The organism is Streptomyces sp. NPDC006235, assembly GCF_040613735.1.
Classification (GTDB): Bacteria; Actinomycetota; Actinomycetes; order Streptomycetales; family Streptomycetaceae; genus Streptomyces.
The window spans coordinates 122528-138325 of sequence record NZ_JBEXSR010000020.1; the positions used below are offsets into that span (position 1 = coordinate 122528).

Annotated in this window: 14 protein-coding genes; 3 read left to right on the forward strand and 11 right to left on the reverse strand. The window is 71.7% G+C overall.

Annotated elements, in window-relative coordinates; all coding sequences use genetic code 11:
• Entirely contained in the window at positions 1-786 is a 786-nt protein-coding gene (locus tag ABZ192_RS23605) for a class III extradiol ring-cleavage dioxygenase (protein ID WP_356926429.1), read from the reverse strand.
• Positions 787-876: 90 nt separating this feature from the next.
• Between ABZ192_RS23605 and ABZ192_RS23610 the strand changes: the two genes are divergently transcribed.
• Positions 877-1410 carry a MarR family transcriptional regulator gene (locus ABZ192_RS23610; protein WP_356926430.1) on the forward strand — a complete coding sequence of 178 codons (534 nt, stop codon included), beginning with the start codon at positions 877-879 and terminating at the stop codon, positions 1408-1410.
• An 88-nt stretch (positions 1411-1498) separates the two neighbouring features.
• Here ABZ192_RS23610 and ABZ192_RS23615 read toward each other — a convergent pair whose 3' ends face one another.
• Together ABZ192_RS23615 and ABZ192_RS23620 are read right to left on the reverse strand one after the other, a co-directional pair.
• Positions 1499-3043, reverse strand: coding sequence for an MFS transporter (locus ABZ192_RS23615; RefSeq protein ID WP_356926431.1), 1545 nt, complete (start codon positions 3041-3043; stop codon positions 1499-1501).
• Between the two features lie 149 nt (positions 3044-3192).
• Entirely contained in the window at positions 3193-3837 is a 645-nt protein-coding gene (locus tag ABZ192_RS23620) for a helix-turn-helix domain-containing protein (protein WP_356926454.1), read from the reverse strand.
• A 297-nt stretch (positions 3838-4134) separates the two neighbouring features.
• On the opposite strand from ABZ192_RS23620, the gene ABZ192_RS23625 reads away from it, so the two are divergent.
• Both ABZ192_RS23625 and ABZ192_RS23630 read left to right on the forward strand, forming a co-directional pair.
• Positions 4135-5475 carry a M6 family metalloprotease domain-containing protein gene (locus ABZ192_RS23625; protein WP_356926432.1) on the forward strand — a complete coding sequence of 447 codons (1341 nt, stop codon included), beginning with the start codon at positions 4135-4137 and terminating at the stop codon, positions 5473-5475.
• A 103-nt stretch (positions 5476-5578) separates the two neighbouring features.
• Positions 5579-7348, forward strand: coding sequence for an IclR family transcriptional regulator C-terminal domain-containing protein (locus ABZ192_RS23630; RefSeq protein WP_356926433.1), 1770 nt, complete (start codon positions 5579-5581; stop codon positions 7346-7348).
• Between the two features lie 37 nt (positions 7349-7385).
• Here ABZ192_RS23630 and aroC read toward each other — a convergent pair whose 3' ends face one another.
• From aroC to ABZ192_RS23670, 8 genes are all read right to left on the reverse strand, one after another.
• On the reverse strand, positions 7386-8570 hold the full coding sequence (gene aroC, locus ABZ192_RS23635) for a chorismate synthase (RefSeq protein ID WP_356926434.1): 1185 nt from the start codon (positions 8568-8570) through the stop codon (positions 7386-7388).
• Positions 8567-9754: a 3-hydroxybenzoate 6-monooxygenase gene (locus ABZ192_RS23640; protein WP_356926435.1), complete on the reverse strand. Its 1188-nt coding sequence runs from the start codon at positions 9752-9754 to the stop codon at positions 8567-8569. The genes aroC and ABZ192_RS23640 overlap by 4 nt, the downstream gene beginning before the upstream one ends.
• Positions 9755-9816: 62 nt before the next feature.
• Positions 9817-10149 carry a hypothetical protein gene (locus ABZ192_RS23645; RefSeq protein WP_356926436.1) on the reverse strand — a complete coding sequence of 111 codons (333 nt, stop codon included), beginning with the start codon at positions 10147-10149 and terminating at the stop codon, positions 9817-9819.
• A complete protein-coding gene (locus ABZ192_RS23650; RefSeq protein ID WP_356926437.1) occupies positions 10137-12047 on the reverse strand; it encodes an anthranilate synthase family protein in 1911 nt (636 codons plus the stop codon). The genes ABZ192_RS23645 and ABZ192_RS23650 overlap by 13 nt, the downstream gene beginning before the upstream one ends.
• On the reverse strand, positions 12044-12685 hold the full coding sequence (locus ABZ192_RS23655; protein ID WP_356926438.1) for an isochorismatase family protein: 642 nt from the start codon (positions 12683-12685) through the stop codon (positions 12044-12046). Before ABZ192_RS23655 ends, ABZ192_RS23650 begins: the two co-directional genes overlap by 4 nt.
• Before the next feature lie 25 nt (positions 12686-12710).
• Positions 12711-13481, reverse strand: a complete 771-nt coding sequence (locus tag ABZ192_RS23660) for a 2,3-dihydro-2,3-dihydroxybenzoate dehydrogenase (RefSeq protein ID WP_356926439.1) — start codon at positions 13479-13481, stop codon at positions 12711-12713.
• Between the two features lie 18 nt (positions 13482-13499).
• Positions 13500-14666 carry a 3-deoxy-7-phosphoheptulonate synthase gene (locus ABZ192_RS23665; RefSeq protein ID WP_356926440.1) on the reverse strand — a complete coding sequence of 389 codons (1167 nt, stop codon included), beginning with the start codon at positions 14664-14666 and terminating at the stop codon, positions 13500-13502.
• Between the two features lie 271 nt (positions 14667-14937).
• Positions 14938-15699 carry a glucose 1-dehydrogenase gene (locus tag ABZ192_RS23670; RefSeq protein ID WP_356926441.1) on the reverse strand — a complete coding sequence of 254 codons (762 nt, stop codon included), beginning with the start codon at positions 15697-15699 and terminating at the stop codon, positions 14938-14940.
• Positions 15700-15798 lie beyond the last annotated feature (99 nt).

A 15798-nucleotide genomic window follows, 5' to 3' on the forward strand; every position in this document is an offset into this window, starting at 1 on the left:
TCAGCCGAACTGCACCGACCGCTTCGCCAGTCCCATCCAGAAGCCGTCGATCACCGACTTCTGCGCGTCCAGCTCACCGGCGGCGTCGGCCGCGCCCATGGTCACGAACAGCGGGGCGAAGTGCTCGGTGCGCGGGTGCGCCAGCCGCCCCGCGGGCGACTTGCGGGTGAAGTCCAGCAGGGCGTCCACGTCCCGCGCCTCCAGCGCCCGCCGGCCCCAGTCGTCGAACTCCGCCGACCAGGCGGGGGTGCCGCCCTGCCGGAGCGCGGCCAGGTTGTGGGTGAAGAAGCCGGAGCCGACGATGAGCACGCCCTCGTCCCGCAGCGGGGCGAGCCTGCGGCCGATCTCCATGAGCCGGACCGGGTCGAGCGTCGGCATGGACACCTGGAGGACCGGGATGTCCGCCTCCGGGTACATCTCGACCAGCGGGACGTACGCGCCGTGGTCGAGGCCGCGGTCGGGGACGTCCTGGACGGGAATCCCGGGGGCGCGCAGGAGCTTCCGTACCGACTCGGCGAGCTCCGGTGCGCCGGGGGCCTCGTAGGTCACCCGGTAGTAGTGCTCGGGGAAGCCCCAGAAGTCGTAGACGAGCGGGACGGTCTCCGTGGCGCCGAGGGCGAGCGGGGCCTCCTCCCAGTGGGCGGAGACGATCAGGATCGCCCGGGGGCGTGGCAGGCCGGCCGCCCAGGCGGCCAGTTCACCGGGCCAGAGCGGGTCGTCCGCCAGCGGCGGGGCGCCGTGGCTCAGGTACAGAGCGGGCATGCGCTCCTGGGTGGCGGCGGACATGCTGCGGCTCCTTCCAAAACATGGTTCCCTAACAAAACTGTACGGGGCATTTGTTTAAAGTTCAAGGAGGGGCCACGTAGAGTGGAAGACATGAAGGCACCCGCATCCGCACCGACCCCGGGCTCTGTGGCAGAGCCTCCGGAACCGCGCTGGCTCACCGACGACGAACAGCTGGTATGGCGCTCGTTCATCGAGGGGACCACCCTCCTCGACGACCACCTCGACCGTCAGCTCCAGCGCGACGCGGGCATGCCGCACGTCTATTACGGCCTTCTGGTCAAGCTCGCCGAGGCGCCGCGGCGGCGGCTGCGGATGACGGAGCTCGCCATGCTGGCGAAGATCACCCGCTCCCGCCTCTCGCACGCCATCGCGCGCCTGGAGAAGAACGGCTGGGTGCGCCGCGAGGACTGCCCCGACGACAAGCGGGGCCAGTTCGCCGTGCTGACGGACGAGGGCTACGAGGTGCTGCGGCGGACCGCGCCGGGCCATGTGGAGGCCGTACGGCAGGCGGTATTCGACCGGCTCACCCCGGAACAGCAGAAGTCCCTCGGCGAGATCATGCGGATCATCGCCGAGGGACTCCAGCCGGCCGAAGCCGGGGCGGACCTGCCCTGGCTCCGCTGAGCCGGGGCAGGTCCTGGAATCCGTAGGTACGAGGCGTCCCCTCCCCGTACCTACGGAAGGTCCCGAAGGGGTTTTCCCGGTACGGCCGTCAGTGGGCGACGACCGGGACCGGCACCTCGTCCGCCGCGCCCTCGCGGGAACCGGAACCGGTGACGGCGGTGCTGCCCGGACGGCCCGCGTTGACCAAGGTCAGGGCGATCGCGGCGGCCACGACCAGGATGCCGACGGCGAACCAGATGGCGCTCGTGTAGCCCTCGACCATGCCCTCCAGCTGGACCAGCTGCTGCTGGGACCGGCTGCCGGCCCCGGCGATGTGGTCCGCGATGTAGGACGTGGTGGCCGAGGCGGCGATCGTGTTCAGCAGCGCCGTACCGATCGCGCCGCCCACCTGCTGCGAGGTGTTGACCATCGCGGAGGCGACACCGGCGTCCCGCGGCTCGACGCCCTGCGTGGACAGCGACATGGCCGGCATGAACGCCGTACCCATGCCCAGGCCGAGCAGCAGCATCGCCGGCAGCAGCAGGGCCGCGTACGAGGAGCCGATCTCCAGCCGGGTCAGCAGCAGCATGCCGAGCGCGGCGACCAGGAAGCCGGGGCCCATGAGCAGGCGCGGGGCCACCCGGGTCATCAGGCGGGTGCCGATCTGGGTGGAGCCCGTGATCATGCCCACGATCATCGGCAGGAACGCGAACCCGGTCTTGACCGGCGAGTACCCCTTCACGATCTGGAGGTAGTAGGTCAGGAAGAGGAACAGGCCGAACATCGCGATGATCGCGAGGCCGAGGGAGAGGTAGACGCCCCCGCGGTTGCGCTCGGTGATCACGCGCAGCGGCAGCAGCGGGGCCTTCACCCGGGACTCGACGATCACGAAGGTCGCGAGCAGGACGGCGGACGCCACGAACATGCCGATGGTGACGGAGTCGCTCCAGCCCTCGGACTCGGCGCGGGTGAAGCCGTAGACGAGGGCGACCAGGCCGAGGGTGGACAGGACGACGCCCGGGATGTCGAGCGGGGAGCGGTTGCGGCCGCCCTCCGGCTCACGGATGACGAAGTACGCGCCGGCCGCGGCGACGATGGCGAACGGGATGTTCACGAAGAACGTCCAGCGCCAGTCCAGGTACTCGGTGAGGAAGCCGCCCAGGATCAGACCGACGGCGCCGCCGCCACCGGCGATCGCGCCGTAGATGCCGAACGCCTTGGCGCGCTCCTTGGCGTCGGTGAACATCACGGCGAGCAGGGAGAGCGCGGCGGGCGCGAGCAGGGCGCCGAAGGCACCCTGGAGGGCGCGGGCGCCGAACATCATCGCCTCGTTGGTGGCCGCACCGCCAAGCGCCGAGGCCACGGCGAAGCCGCCCAGGCCCACCACGAAGGCCTTCTTGCGGCCCCACAGGTCGGCTATCCGGCCGCCGAACAGCAGCAGACCGCCGAAGGCGAGCGCGTAGGCCGTGACGACCCACTGCCGGTTGCCGTCGGAGATGCCCAGGTCCTGCTGGGCGGAGGGCAGGGCGATGTTCACGATGGTGGCGTCCAGGACGACCATCAGCTGGGCCAGCGCGATGAAGACGAGCGCTTTCCAGCGGCCCGGATCCGGTTCGGCCGGAGCGCCGAGCGCCTTTGAGGCTGTTTCAGACATGGGGATACCCACTTCGGGACAAGGTGATGGAAAAAACGGAAAAGCTGCGAAAAAAGGGTGTCGTTGAGGGACGACTCGACGACCGGCGCCGGCCGTGAGTTCTGCGTGTGGTGACTGGGGTGACGCCCGGAACTGATCGGTCCGGCTGGTCAGGCTTGGCGGAGGTCCTCCATGGTCACTGCCGTGCCCGGCAGGGCGGAGCGGGCCGGGGCCCGCAGTCCGTCCAGGAACAGCTGGAGATGACGGTGTACGAAGGGGTCGGCGCTGAGGCACGCCGTACCGGCCGGGGGCCGGCTGAGCTGGGCCACGGCGACCATCAGGTCACCGACGCCCACGTCGGGACGGAGCTGGCCGGCCGCCTTGGCACGGTTCATGACCGTCTCGAGGATCCGCTCCACGCGCTCGCGCGCCGCTTCGAGATCGGGGTGGTTCTCGTCGAACGTGCTCGAGACCATCGGGCACAGCGCGCTGATCCGCTCGTCGGCGGAGGTGTGCACGAAGCGCTCCAGGGCCTCGAACGCGTCCCCGGTCTCCGAGAGCGCGCGCTCGGCCGCCGCGACCGTACGGTCCAGTACGGAGCAGACGACCTCGCGCACGAGCGCGTCGCGGTCCGGGAAGTTGCGGTACACCGTGGCGTTGCCGACGCCGGCCCGTCGGGCGATCTCGTCGAGCGGCACCTCGGGGCCGTGCTCGACGAACATCTCCCGGGCGGCGGTGACGATCCGCTCCCGGTTGCGCAGGGCGTCGGCACGGGGCCGGGGCGCCTTGCGCGGTATGGGGGTGGCGGTCTGCACGGCGTACTCCTGGGTGGGTGGTGCGGTCTTGGTCTGCGGTGAGCCGATCCGGGGAGAGGCTCCCCGTTTCATTCGGACACTTGGCTAAACGGGGACTGGGTCCCCGGTATTTCCCGGACCTGGGTTTTTTGTTTGTGACCTGGCTCACGGTGTCGGCGGAACCGCTACCGACGGAAAACCCACGATCGGTCTCCTCCAACGCGCGCCCCCACACCCCTCGACGCAGGGTGATCGCATGGGTGCAGCCGGAGACCGGGAGGCTGCCGTGGCGCGGGAGGTCCCTTGCAGGTCCCTGGCATGCAGCCACAGCCCCAGCGACCCCGGTCGGACGGCCCGGGGCCGCCCGGCCGCCGGATACCCCGGCGGCGTCTGGCCGCTCTCGCCTGCGTGACCGCCCTGACCTTCACGGTCAGCACCTCGGCCGGCACGGGCCACCTCGCCCCGGGCGCCACCACGGCCGGAGCCGGTCCGATCGCCCTGGCCCGCAGCTCCGCGCACGGTCCCTGCCTGATCCGCAGCGCCCGCGAGGTCCAGATGTCCGAGGGCATCCCCACCACCGACGGCTACGCCCGCTCCACCGGCACCGTCCGCGCCCTCACCCTGATGATCGACTTCTCCGACGCACCCGGCGAGGGCAAGGCCCTGGACCGCTACCGGGAGTTCTTCCCGCAGACCCGCCACTGGTTCCGCACCAGCTCCTACGGCCGCCTCGACTACCGCCCCGCGGCCCCGATCCGGGAGTGGCTGCGCATGCCGAAGTCGTTCCGCGAGTACGGCATAGAGCGCGGCGCCCCCTTCGACCCCGGCTACCGCGCGCTGGTCCAGGACCTCGTGGCCGCGGCCGACCCCGAGGTGGACTTCCGCAAGTACGACCTGCTGAACGTGCTGGTCACCCCCAACGCGGGCCCCTCCGCCCTCGACACCGTCCTCTCGGTCACCTTCGCCGGCAACCCCGAGGCCCCGAAAGCCGACGGCATACCCGTGGCCAACGCCTCCTTCGTCTACTCCCGCCAGGACGACGGCTCCGGCTCCTACGACCGCACCGGCTACCGCGTCCTCCCCCACGAGAACGGTCACGTCTTCGGCCTGCCCGACCTGTACACCGCTCAGGGCGGGGGCGCGGTCGGCCACTGGGACATCATGAGCGAGGACTGGGGCGCCAACAACGACCTCCTCGGCTGGCACAAATGGAAGCTGGGCTGGCTGGACGCCGCGCAGGTGCACTGCGTGGCGGCCCCCGGCACCACGGAGTACACCCTGACGCCGCTGGCCCGCAGGGGCGGCTCCAAGCTGGTCGTCGTCCCCCTGGACAGCGGGACGGGCTACGCCGTCGAACTGCGCACCCGCGCCGGCAACGACGAGGCGGTCTGCCGCCCGGGCGTCCTGATCTACAAGATCGACGCTGGGGTGGACACGGGCATGGGCCCGGTCACCGTCCAGGACTCCCGCCGCGACAGCGGCGGCTGCACCCGTGCGCCGAACGTCCACGCCGAACTGTCCGACGCGCCGTTCGCGCCCGGGGAGACGTTCCGGGATCCGCGCAGGGGGATCGTGATCAGGGTGGTGGGGGCGGACCGGGAGGGGGACCACCGGGTGCGGGTGACGCGGGAGTCGATAGCGGCAGGTAGCAGGAGGTAGCGGCGGCTGGGGCCGATCGGCGCACGATGGCCGGACGAATTCCGGATTACGGTAGGCCTGCCGCGACTGCCGCACCTGCCGCGACCGCCGTACCGGAGAGCCGATGCCAGCGAAGCCCACGCACGACGCCCACGAGGCGGCCCCCCGGGCCGGGGGGACGGGGGCGGCTGCCTCACCTTCTTCCGGGGCCGGGGCCGGGGCGCCCACGGAGGCGGTCGCACGGCTGAGCGCACCGTCTGCCGGGGCAGGGACCAGGGCTGGGGCCGGGGCTGGGGCCGAGGCGCCCACCGAGGCGGTCACACCGCTGATCCGCGGCATCGCGGTCCTGCGGGAACTGACCGAGGCGGACGGCACGCTCAGCCTCAGCGCCCTGGAACGCGCCACCGGCCTCGCCCGCTCCACGATCGACCGCATCACGGCCACGCTCGCCCGCATGGACTACGTCCGCGTGGACGGCAGGGACGTACACCTGGCCCCCCGCCTGATGGAACTGGGCAACGCCTACCTCTCCGCCCTGCGCCTCCCCGCGCTCCTGTCCGCCCGGGCGGACGCCCTGGCCGACGAACTGGACGAGTCGGTGTCCCTGGCGGTCGCCGACCGCGACGGCATCCGCTTCATCCACCAGGCGACCCGCCGCCGCGCGATGTCCCTCAGCTTCCGCATCGGCGACCTGCTCCCCGCCGAACGCACCGCACCGGGCCCGCTGTTCGCGACGCAGTGGACGGACGCCGACTGGCAGCGCTGGCGGGACCGCAGGGCGTCGGACCCGAGGGACCTGTCCTTCACGGCCGTACCGCCGCGCAAGTACGGAGCGGACCAGCGAAACGACGAGGCCTTCGTCAGCCGCACGGAAGAGGCGGCCGCGAACGGCTGGGCCCTCGACGACCAACTGATCGAACCGGGCCTGGTGGCGGTCTCGGTCCCGGTCCGGTCCGCGCACACGGGCGACAGCCGGAAGATCGCGTGCGTGGCGAGCGTGGTCAGCCACACGAGCCGCCACACGGCACACGACCTGCGCACGACCCTGCTGCCGAGGCTGCGCTCCGCGGTGACGGAGATGGAACGCGAACTGCGCCGCACGCCGCCCCCGGAGCCCGGCCCGCCCCCCTCGGACCTGGCGCTGTGGACGGGCGCGTCCAAGCAGCAGTTGGGCCGCGACTTCATCGAGTCCCTGGCCCGCGGCCTGACGGTCCTCACGGCCTTCGGCGAGGGCAGGCCGGAGCTGACCCTCACGGAGGTGGCCCAGGCGACGGGCCTGGCCCGGGCGACGGCCCGCCGGGCCCTGATCACCTACGAACACCTGGGCCTGGTGACGACCCCGAACCCCCGCACCTTCACCCTCACCCCCCGGGTCCTCTCCCTGGGCTTCCCTCCCCTCTCCCGCACGTCCCTGCCCGAGATCGCCCAGCCTCATCTGTCCGACCTGACGTCCCGCATCCACGAGTCGACGGCACTGGCGGTGCTCGCCGATCCGGGCGAGGAGATCCAGTACACGGCCAGGGTGGCGACGGGCCGCGTGATGAGCGTGAACATCACCGTGGGCACGCGCCGGCCGGCACACGCGACGGCCCCGGGCCGGGTCCTGCTGGCAGACACACCCACGGATCACGAAGGACTCGACCTGACCTCGATCCGCTCCCAGGGCTACGCCTTGGTCGACGAGGAACTGGAAGAGGGCCTCCGTTCCCTCGCGGTCCCGATCCGCGACCGGGCCGGACGCGTGGTGGCCGCCCTCAACACGGCGACGCACGCCAGCCGCCACACCCTGCGCGAGTGCATGACGGACCTCCTCCCCGCACTCGCATCGACAGCCGCCCGCATCGAGTCGGACCTCCACACCGCCGGCCGCTTCACCCGTGTGTCGCTGACCTGACCCCCGCACCGGGAGAGCCACGGGTGTTCCATGCCGCTCACCGGATCGCCAGGTGGTCGAGGTAGGAGCGGACGTTGCGGCGGGTCTCCTCGACGTTGTCGCCGCCGAACTTCTCCGCGACCGCGTCCGCCAGCACCAGCGTCACCATCGCCTCGGCCACGACGCCGGCCGCCGGCACCGCGGACACGTCCGAGCGCTGGTGGTGGGCGGCCGCCGGCTCGCCGGTGGTCACGTCCACCGTCCGCAGCGCCCGCGGCACCGTCGCGATCGGCTTCATCGCCGCCCGCACGCGCAGCAGTTCACCCGTGGACAGCCCGCCCTCGGTGCCGCCGGAGCGGCCGGACGTCCGCCGGATGCCCTCCGGCGTGCCCACGATCTCGTCGTGCGCCTCGGAGCCGGGCACCCGCGCCAGGTCGAAGCCGTCGCCGATCTCCACCCCCTTGATCGCCTGGATGCCCATCAGCGCGGCGGCCAGGCGGGCGTCCAGCCGGCGGTCCCAGTGCACGTGCGAGCCGAGGCCCACGGGGACGTCGTACGCCAGCACCTCGACCACGCCGCCGAGGGTGTCGCCGTCCTTGTGGGCCTGGTCGACCTCCGCGACCATCGCCTTCGACGCGTCCGCGTCCAGGCACCGCAGCGGATCGGCGTCCAGCTTCGCCACATCGGCCGGCGTCGGGTACACGCCGTGCGGCGCCTTCACCGAACACAGCTCCACCACATGCGAGACGACCTCGATGCCCGTCGTCTCCTTCAGGTACGACCGCGCCACCGCGCCCAGCGCCACCCGGGCCGCGGTCTCCCGCGCGGAGGCCCGCTCCAGGATCGGACGGGCCTCGTCGAAGCCGTACTTCTGCATCCCCGCGAGGTCGGCGTGGCCGGGGCGCGGGCGGGTCAGCGGGGCGTTGCGGGCGAGCCCGGCGAGGATCCCGGGGTCGACCGGGTCGGCCGCCATGACCTGTTCCCACTTGGGCCACTCGGTGTTGCCCACCATGATCGCGACCGGGGAGCCGAGGCTGCGACCGTGCCGGACGCCGCCGAGGAAGGTGACCTCGTCGCGCTCGAACTTCATCCGCGCACCACGGCCGTAGCCCAGGCGCCGCCTCGCCAGGTGGTCCGCCACCATCTCCGTCGTGACCGGCACACCGGCCGGAAGGCCCTCCAGCGTCGCCACGAGTGCCAGACCGTGGGACTCCCCCGCGGTCAGCCAGCGCAACCTGCTCAACGGTGCTCCCCCGACCCGCCGATACGAGCCCCGTGCAGCCACTCGACCTGGTCGTACAAGTCCTCGACCGTGAAGGAGGACAGCATCGCGTTGCGGGCGGCAGCCGCGTCGTCGGCCGGGTGGTAGAGCCGCTCGCCCATGGCCCGGGCCACCTGCTGCACCCTGGCGGCACGCTCGTACCGCTCGGCGTTGTACTTCTCCAGACGTTGTGGCACGTCCCCGGCGGCTTCCCCGAGCAGGTGGCCGATGACGACGGCGTCCTCGAGGGCCATGCAGGCGCCCTGGGCCGCGTACTGGAGCATCGGGTGCGCGGCGTCACCGAGGAGGGCGACGCGGCCGTCCGTCCACCGTTCGACCGGGTCGCGGTCGCACAGGACCCATTCCTTCCAGTCGCTCCCCAGTTCCAGCAGTCGCCGGGCGGTGTCGCTCAGTCCGGGGAACTCGGACAGGACGTGCGCCCGCTCGGCGGGCCTGCCGACCACGACGTCCTGTGCGCCGTCGTCCCGCGTGGCCGCCAGGTTGAGGAACTTCCCGCTGCCGATGGGGTAGTGGACGACGTGCCATCGGGGGCCGGCCCACAAGGTGACGGTGTTCCAGCGCAGTTCCGGCGGCACCCGCTCCATGGGGATGACGGACCGGTAGATCGTGTGGCCGGACACGCGCGGCGGGCCGTCCCCGACGAGCCGGCTGCGCACGGCGGAGCGGATCCCGTCGGCGCCGATGAGCGCCTCGCCGGTGAAACGCCGCCCGGTGTCGGTGATCGCCGTGACGCTTTCCGCGTCCTGCTCGTACCGGGTCACGGAGCACTTGGTGAGCAGCGTGATGTTCCGCTCCCCGACGCAGCCGTCGAGGAGCGCCTGGTAGAGATCACCGCGGTGCACGACGGCGTACGGATTGCCGAAACGGGTGCGGTACGCGCCGGTGAGCGGCATGCTCGCGACGCGGTGCCCGGTCGTGCCGTCCATGAACCGCAACTCGTCGATGTACACGGCGCGTTGCCGCACCGCCGTGCCGGCGCCCAGCCGGTCCAGGGCGTGGAAGGCGTTCGGGCCCAGCTGGATGCCCGCGCCCAGTTCGCTGAAGGTGTCCCTTCGTTCCAGCACGACGACCCGGTGGCCGTGGCGTGCGAGGCTCAGTGCCGCCGCGAGGCCGCCGATACCGCCCCCGGCAATCAGTACCTTCATCGTGATCCTTGTCGCAGTGGGGAAGGTGGTCGAGAGGTCTGAGGCCGTCCTGCCGGCGTGGCTCAGCCGGTGAAGGCGAGGCCCAGACGGGCCAGTTGGGCCGTGTCGTAGGCGCCCTCCGTGGTGGCCTCGACGTCGAAGACGTGCCTCTCGGTGGGCGGACGGCCGATGAGTTCGGCGGCCCTGGCCGGAAGGGGCGCGGCAGCGGCCTGCGCCGACTCCCACAGGAAGACGGCGCCCCACCGGTTGGTGCGCTCGTCGGAGATCCACACCTTCAGGCGCAGCCCCGGTACCCGGGAGAAACGGTCCACGGCCTCGTCGCGCAGGAAGTCCCGGAGGGAGGCGATGGTCTGTTCGGACCCGTCGAGGTCCCACCAGGCGATCACGACGCGCATGTGCGCAGCACCCCTTCCAGCGCGTCACCGACGATGCGTACGCCGTCCTGGGTGAGCACGGACTCGGCGTGGAACTGCATCGAGGCGAAGCCGGGCCCGCGCAACGCGTGCACTTCCCCGGTGTCGTCGTCCCGGCTCGCCTCGACGAGCCCCACGCCGGGAACGTCGAACGCGTCGCGCGCGCTGCGGGCCGCGAACGTGTTGTAGAAGCCGACCCGTTCCCGCGCTCCGAACAGGTCGATCTCCCGCTGGACTCCCTGGTTGGGTACCGGCCGGCGCACCAGTTCCAGGCCGAGCAGGGTGCTGAGCACCTGGTGACTGAGGCAGACGGCGAGGAAGGGCCGGCGCTGGTCCACGAGCGCGTGGATCGCGGACCGCAGGTGGGTGATCTTGGGGTCGTGGGTGTCGCGCGGATCACCGGGGCCCGGCCCCATGACGACGAGCTCGTGGTCGTCGAAGGAGTACGGCTCGTCGAACCGCCGGACCGTCGGCTTCAGCCCCATGGCCCGCAGCTGGTGGCCGATCATGGAGGTGAAGGTGTCCTCCGCGTCCACCACGAGGACCCGGCGGCCCGCCAGCGCGGCCCCCTGGCCGGCCGGACGGAGGCGCTCACCGGTCCAGAAACCGGCGATCGAGTCGTTGCGCCGCTCCAAGGCCTCGCGCACGCGGGGGTGTTCGGCGAAGCGCGCGGAGCCCTCGGCGCCCAGAGCGGCGAGGAGGCCGGCGGCCTTCGCCCGGGTCTCGTCGACCTCCGACTCCGGGTCGGAGTGCCGGACCAGGGTGGCACCGACGCCGATGCTCAGCCGACCGGTGCCGTCGATGTCGGCGGTGCGGATGAGGATCGAGGAGTCGAGCGTGCGCCGCCCCCGCTCGTCCTGCCCGATCAAGGCGGCCACACCGCTGTAGTAGCCGCGCCCGCGCGGCTCGTACCGGTTGATCACCCGGCAGGCGCTCTCCAGCGGACTGCCCGTCACCGTCGGGGCGAACAGGGTCTCGCGCAGGATCGTGCGGGGATCGTGGTCGCTCGCGCCCTCGATGAAGTACTCGGTGTGCGCGAGCCGGGCCATCTCCTTCAGATACGGCCCCACGACCCGGGGAGCGGGGTCGCAGATCCGCGCCATCATCTTGAGTTCCTCGTCGACGACCATGTACAGCTCGTCGGCCTCCTTGCGGTCGGCGAGGAAGTCCATGACGCCCGGCAGGGTGGGGCCTGAGGCCGGATAGCGGTAGGTGCCGCTGATCGGGTTCATCACGGCCCGGCCGGCCCGCAGGCTCACGTGCCGCTCGGGGGAGGCACCGACGAAGGTGCGGTCGCCGGTGTGCACGACGAACGTCCAGTACGCCCCCTGCTCCCGCTCCAGCAGCCGCCGGAAGAACGCCAGGGCGCTGTGCACCGTGTAACCGGTGATGTCGGCGACGAACGACCGCTTGATGACAAAGTTCGCTCCCTCGCCCGTGCCGATCTCGTCCGCGATCACCTTGCGGACGATCCCGGCGTACTCGTCGTCGTCCAGGTCGAAGGCGCCGCCGCTGAGCGCGACCGTCTCGCCCGGCAGCCGCCGCAGGGCGTCGCTCACCGCGACGGTGGTCTGCTCCTCCACGGTGATCGCGATCAGCGGTTCGCCGTCGTCGGCACAGGCGTAGCCACGCTCGGCGAGCTGGCGGTAGGGGATCAGCGCCAGGACCTCCTGACGTGCCCCGGCGTCGGGGTCGGGTGCCTCGCTCAGGGGGATCCGAGCCACGGCGTCCACCGTCGACACCGCTCCCGTCAGGACCTCCAGGGTGTCCGGGCCGCTCACTTCGGGGCGGTGCAGCAGCGCGAAGGCGGACGGTTGCGAACCCCCGCCGAGGACCCGGTCGAGCAGGTCGTGCCCCGTGCGGGGGCTGTGTTCGTTCATCGGCCGATCTCCTCGATCACGGACTTGGTCGTGGTGACCAGGGCGCACCGCTCGGCGGCGTAGTCGAGGGCCAGCCGGTGGTACGCCTCGGTGAAGTCGGCGACCGCGTCGGCCACCAGAAACGTCTCGATGTCGTTGGTGAAGGCCTCCACCGCGGTGGACAGCACCCCGATGTGCGCGTACACGCCGCACAGGATCAGCTGGTCGCGTCCGTGGGCGCGCATCCTCTCCAGCAGGTCGGACCGGAAGAACGCGCTGTAGCGCCACTTGGTGAGCAGCCAGTCCTCCGGGCCGGGCGCGAGCGGCTCCACGACCTCCCGGTCGGCGGGGTCGACGCGCATGCCCGGCCCCCAGAAGTCCTTGAGCAGTCCGCGCTGTTCGTCGGTCATGCCGCCCGGCTGCGCGGTGTACGCGACGGGCATGCCGGCGGCGACCGCCTGTTCGCGGAGCCGGGTCGCGTTCCGCACGAGGTCGGCTCCGGGGGCCTCGCCCTCGGGGAACTGCCGGACGAAGTACCGCTGCATGTCGTGCACGAGCAGGACCGCGCGGTCCGGATCGGCCTGCCACGCCGCCGTGTTGGCGGGCAGGTCTCCGGCCTGGGGCATGGGGTAGGGCTGGATGGGGGGTATCCCTGGCATGGTCTTCCTCGTATGGCTTGGGCGGTCAGACGCCGAGGGTCGCGCCGCCGTCGACGGTGAGGTCGTGCATCGTGATGTGCGAGGCCTGATCCGAAAGGAGGAACGCCACCGCCTCGGCCACGTCCGAGGGGCGGGCCAGCTTGCCGAGCGGTATGCCGACCCGGTAGGCGCCGGGCGAACCTTCGAGCGTCGCGGTGCGTCCGTGGTCGTCCTTCCACATGGACGTGAGCATCGGTGTCTCGGTGGAGCCGGGAGCGACCACGTTGCACCGGATGCCGTACGCGGCGACCTCGAGGCCGAGGCACTTGGTGAACATGGTCGCCGCGGCCTTCGACGCCGAGTACGCGGCCATGTCCATACGGGCCGTGCCCGCCGCGTTGGAGGCGATGGTGACGACGGCGCCGGAGCGCCGCGGGACCATGCGGTTGACCACCGCGCGCGACATGAAGAACACGCCGGTGGCGTTGACCGCGAACGTCGCCGCCCAGTCCGCGTCGGTGAGGTCCCGGGTCTTCGCCAGCCGCAGGACGCCCGCCCCGTTGACCAGGTGGTCGAGCGGTCCCAGGGCGTCCTCGACGTCCGCGACCAGGCCCTCGGCCGCGGCGCTCGTGGTGATGTCGGCGGGGAACGCCCGTACCCGCAGCCCGTCGGCGGCCAGTTTCCCGGTCACCTCGCTCAGCCGGTCGCCGTCCTTGTCCACGGCGGCCACCTCGGCCCCGCGTTCGGCCAGGGCGCGGACGACCGCTTCGCCTATTCCGCCCGCGGCTCCCGTGACCAGCGCGATCTTGCCCTGCATAGTGAACAGGCCTCCTTTTCAGCGGCGCCAGGCCGACGCGACCTCCACGGCCTGACGCGGATTGAGCCGCGGGTCGCAAAAACTCGTGTACTTGTCTCCGACCGAATCCATGAACGTGGCGTCGGCGACGCATTCCGTGACCTGGTCCGGAGTGGTTTCCAGGTGCAGGCCGCCAGGAATTCCACCGGCCGTCGCGACGGCTTCCTGGAATTCCTCGACCTCGCGTATGACGCTCTTCACGAAACGCGTTTTCAGACCGTCGGGGCCGCACTCGGTGTTGCCGTGCATCGGGTCGGTCAGCCAGATCACCGGATGCCCGGCGTCCCGTACTGCGGCGACCAGGGCGGGGAGCTTCCGTGGTGCCGTACCCGCGCCCATCCGTGCGATGAGCGTCAGCCGCCCGGGGACCCGGTCCGGGTCCAGCCGCTCGCACAGGCGCAGCAGTTCCTCCGGCGTCATGGCCGGCCCCACCTTGCAGGCCACCGGGTTGCGCACCGCCGCCAGGAGCGCCACGTGGGCGCCGTCCACCTGCCGGGTGCGCTCGCCGATCCACGGCCAGTGCGTCGAGGTGAGCAGCAGGCCGCCGTCGTCCTGCCGGCGCAGCATGGGCAGTTCGTAGTCGAGCAGGAGGGCCTCGTGGCTGGTCCACACGGGGGCCTGCGCGCGCCCGGCGCTGCCGGCCCAGCCGAGGTGTTCCATGACCTCGCGCGCGGCCCGGTAGCCGGCCGGCAGACGCCGGGGGTCGGGCTGTCGCAGCACCGGGTCGGGGTTCGGGTCGTTCACCATGTGCCCGCGATAGACGGGCAGTTCGACGCCCTGGACCGTTTCGGTGGGCTTGGATCGCGGCTTGGCGTACTGACCGGCGAGCCGGCCGACGCGCACCACGGGCCTGCCCGCGTTGACGCGCATGACGCCCGCCAGGAGGTCGAGCACCGCCGCCTTGCGGGCGACGTCCACACGGCCGTTCTCCGCCCAGTCCTCGGCACAGTCACCGGCCTGGACGACCTGGGCGTGCCCCTGGGCGACCGCCCCGAGGTGGTCGTGCAGCCGGGTCACGTCCGCGGCCTTGACGAGCGGCGGAAGCGCGCTCAGTTCCCGCCTCGCCCGCTCCCTCTCAGGATGGCCGTGCCAATCGGGCTGCTGAAGAGCGGGGAGCGATTCGATGTGAGCGAGCTCGCTGTCCAACTCGGTTCCTCTCTTGGCGATGAAGAAGGATTTCTTCGGCTGAACTCGTGAGTTGCTTGCACCGATTCTGCGAAATCACGGAATCCCCGTGAAGGGAAGTATCGCTACTTCGTCATGTTCCGGTCGAGCAGAAAGAATTCATCCGCGGGCGGGGATGAATTCATCCGACCGGGCCCGGGAAAGTTCCGGACAGCACGCGTCCCGGCCTCGTGGCCTGGTGAGGCCACGAGGCCGGGACGCCGTGGATCAGGTCAGGGGACCGGGGTCCGGATCAGCTGGTGACACCGCCGTCGATGACGAGGTCGTGGCCGACGACGAAGCTCGACTCGTCGGACGCCAGCCACAGCACCGCGTTGACGATCTCGTCCGTCGTCGCGACGCGGGCGATCGGGACCGTCGTGGCGAGCCGGGCGGCGCGGTCGGCGTCGGTCTCCCCGGGACGCAGCGACATGCTGGTGTCCGTGGCACCGGGGCTCACCGCGTTGATGCGCACGTTGTCCTTGATGTGGTCCAGCGCGGCGACCCGGGTGAGGGTGCTCACGGCGGCCTTGGACGCGGCGTAGGCGGCCATGCCGGGGCGGCGGCCGTGGTAACCGATGTTCGACGCGGTGTTGACGATGGCACCACCGCCGTTCGCCCGCATGTGCGCGATCTCCTGCTGCATGCTCAACAGAACGCCGTTCAGGTTGACGTCCAGGACGGACTGCCACACGGACAGGTCCAGGTCGCCGACCGGGGTGGGCTTGCCGAAGACGCCCGCGTTGTTGTGCGCGACGTGCAGGCCGCCGTGGCGCTCCACCGTGGTGCGCACCAGGCGCTCCATGTCCTCGGGCCGGGTGACGTCGGCGACGACGGCGCTGGCGGTGCCGCCGTCCTCGTCGACGAGTCGCACCGTCTCCTCGATGGAGTCCGGCCGGGCCCCGGCGGCGACCACGGTGGCGCCCTCGCGGGCGAAGGCCCTGGCGCTGGCCCGGCCGATGCCGGATCCGGCCCCGGTGACGATGACGACCTTGTCCTTGAATCGGGCGGTCATGAGGGTGCTCCTTGGTACATGTCGTAGCGGATGGAAATGCGGGGTGTCCGAACGGCGGACGGACCAGGGGCTTTCCGCCGGCGCCCCGGGGCGGCGGCG